The sequence below is a fragment of the Synechococcus sp. BA-120 BA3 genome (assembly GCF_034931285.1).
Lineage (GTDB): Bacteria > Cyanobacteriota > Cyanobacteriia > PCC-6307 > Cyanobiaceae > Cyanobium.
Genome location: NZ_JAYGHZ010000121.1, coordinates 1 through 2,839 on the forward strand (window position 1 = coordinate 1; position 2,839 = coordinate 2,839).

General features: G+C 69.2%; 2 protein-coding genes and 1 pseudogene. 2 read left to right on the top strand and 1 reads right to left on the bottom strand.

The features are described from left to right. Positions 1–177, top strand: a 177-nt coding sequence (locus VB737_RS06210; RefSeq protein WP_500312029.1) for an FAD-dependent oxidoreductase, incomplete at its 5' end; no start/stop codon positions are given. 78 nt (positions 178–255) lie between these two features. Here the strand turns inward: VB737_RS06210 and dnaK are convergent. Beyond that, positions 256–2,172 (bottom strand): molecular chaperone DnaK, encoded by a 1,917-nt coding sequence (dnaK, locus tag VB737_RS06215; protein WP_500312027.1) that lies wholly within the window; start codon positions 2,170–2,172, stop codon positions 256–258. A gap of 176 nt (positions 2,173–2,348) precedes the next feature. On the opposite strand from dnaK, the pseudogene VB737_RS06220 reads away from it, so the two are divergent. Then, positions 2,349–2,839: pseudogene (locus VB737_RS06220) on the top strand (shikimate dehydrogenase); the annotation flags it as partial.

Sequence of the window (2,839 nt, forward strand, 5' to 3'; positions counted from 1 at the left end):
GTGCGCCGCTGGCAGGGCCTGCGCCCCCGCCCCATCGGGCGGCCGGCCCCCCTGCTGGAGCAGCCGGCCCCAGGGCTGCTGCTGGCAAGCGGCCACTACCGCAACGGCATCCTGCTGGCGCCAGCGAGCGCGGCCTGGGTGGCCGGGCAGATCGAGGCCCGCCCGATCAACGCCTGAACGCCGCGGCGGACCATGAAAAAGCCCCCCTTGTGAGGGGGGCCGTTGCTGTCGGATCCGCGGCGCTCGGCCGCCGGATCACTTGCTCTCGGTGAACTCGGCGTCGATGACGTCATCGGCAGCCGAGGCGGTGCCGTTGCCGTTGCCGTTGCCGTTGCCACCGGGGGCGGCGCCGGCGGCGGCACCCTCGGCCCCGGCCTGCTGGTACACGGAGGCCCCGGCGGCGTAGAGGGCCTTCTGCAGCTCCTCGAGGCTGGCTTTGATGGCCGGGGAGTCGTCCTTCTCCAGGGCCTCCTTGAGGTCCTTGGCGAAGCCCTCCACCTTCGCCTTGTCCTCGGCGCCCACCTTGTCGCCGAGCTCGCCCAGCTGCTTCTCGGACTGGTAGATCAGGGTTTCGGCCTGGTTCCTCAGGTCGATCTTCTCCCGCTTCTCCTTGTCGGCGGCGGCGTTGGCCTCCGCGTCCTTCACCATCTTGTCGACTTCGTTGTCGCTGAGGGTGGAGGCGCCGGTGATCGAGATGCTCTGCTCCTTGCCGCTGCCCTTGTCCTTGGCGGTGACGCTGAGGATGCCGTTGGCGTCGATGTCAAAGGTGACTTCGATCTGGGGCACGCCGCGGGGGGCGGGAGGGATGCCGTCGAGGCGGAAGGTCCCGAGCGATTTGTTGTCGGAGGCCATCTCACGCTCGCCCTGCAGCACGTGGATCTCCACGTTCGTCTGCCCGTCGACGGCGGTGGAGTACACCTCCGACTTCTTGGTGGGGATGGTGGTGTTGCGGGTGATCATCTTGGTCATCACGCCGCCGAGGGTCTCCACACCCAGGGAGAGGGGGGTGACGTCGAGCAGCAGGATGTCTTTCACCTCGCCGGCCAGCACGCCGCCCTGGATGGCGGCACCCACGGCCACCACCTCATCGGGGTTGACGGTCTGGTTGGGGGTCTTGTTGGTGATCCGCTTGACCAGCTCCAGCACCGCGGGGATGCGGGTGGAGCCGCCCACCATGACGATCTCGTCGAGCTCGCCGGTGGAGAGCTTGGCGTCCTTGAGCGCCTGCTCCACCGGCACCCGGCAGCGGTCGATCAGCCTGGAGGCCAGCTCCTCGAACTTGGCCCGGGTGAGGGTGAGGTCGAGGTGCTTGGGACCCTCGGGGGTGGCGGTGATGAAGGGGAGATTGATCTCGGCCTGGGTGGCGCTGGAGAGTTCGATCTTGGCCTTCTCGGCCGCCTCGGTGAGGCGCTGCAGGGCCTGCTTGTCCTGGCGCAGGTCGATGCCCTCGTTGGCCTTGAAGCTGTCGGCCAGGTGATCGACGATCACCTTGTCGAAGTCGTCGCCGCCCAGGTGGGTGTCACCGCTGGTGGAGAGCACCTCGAAGACGCCGTCGCCCACTTCCAGCACGGAGACGTCGAAGGTGCCGCCGCCGAGGTCGAAGACGAGGATGCGCTCGTTGCTCTTGCGGTCCAGGCCATAGGCCAGGGCCGCCGCGGTGGGTTCGTTGATGATGCGCAGCACCTCAAGGCCGGCGATCTTGCCGGCGTCCTTGGTGGCCTGGCGCTGGGAGTCGTTGAAGTAGGCAGGGACGGTGATCACCGCCTGGGTGACGGTTTCGCCCAGGTACTTGCCGGCATCCTCGGCCAGCTTGCGCAGCACTTCAGCCGAGATCTCCTCGGGGGCGAACTGCTTGCTGAGCACCGGGCACTTGACCTTGACGTTGGAGCCGGCCTTCTCGACGCCGTAGCTGACTTCCTTCGACTCCTCGTTCACCTCATCCACCCGGCGGCCGATGAACCGCTTGACGGAATAAAAGGTGTTCTCCGGGTTCATGACCGCCTGGCGCTTGGCGATCTGTCCGACCAGCTTGTCCTGGTTCTTCGTGTAGGCCACCACCGACGGCGTCGTGCGGAAGCCCTCGGCGTTGGCGATCACCGTGGGCTTGCCGCCCTCCATCACGGCGACGCAGCTGTTCGTGGTGCCGAGGTCAATACCGACGACCTTGCCCATGGATGACCACCTCCTGGTGTGGATGAAGTTCTGACTGGAGCCATCTTCCGCATCCGGGGTTCACCCAGGCGAGGGGTGGTTCCCGAACCGGTGCCGTACCGGGACGGGGGCGAGGGCCTGTCGGGGCCTGGGATCCGGGGGATCTACGGTCGGGCGGCAGCTGCTCGAGCGAGCCCATGGCGACCCCACAGGCAGCACCGACGATCGGTGGCGGCACCGCCCTGGCGGGGGTGCTGGGCGATCCGGTGCGCCACTCCCTCTCGCCGGCGATGCACAACGCCGCCATCGCGGCACTCGGCCTTGACTGGGCCTACCTGGCCCTGCCGGTGGCGGCGGCGGACCTGGCCGTGGTGCTTCAGGGCCTGGAGGCGATCGACTGCCGCGGCCTCAATGTCACCCTGCCCCACAAGCAGGCCGCGGCCGCCCTGGCGCAGGAGCTGACGCCGCTGGCGCGGCGGCTGGGGGCGGTGAACACCCTGGTGCGACGGGACGGTGGCGGCTGGCTGGGGGCCAACACCGATGTGGAGGGGTTCCTGGCGCCGCTGCGGCCGCCGGGGGCCGTGGCGGCGCCCGCCGCCACCCCCTGGGGGGAGCGGGAGGCCCTGGTGCTGGGCTGCGGCGGCAGTGCCCGGGCGGTGGTGGCGGGCCTGGTGGAACTGGGCCTGGG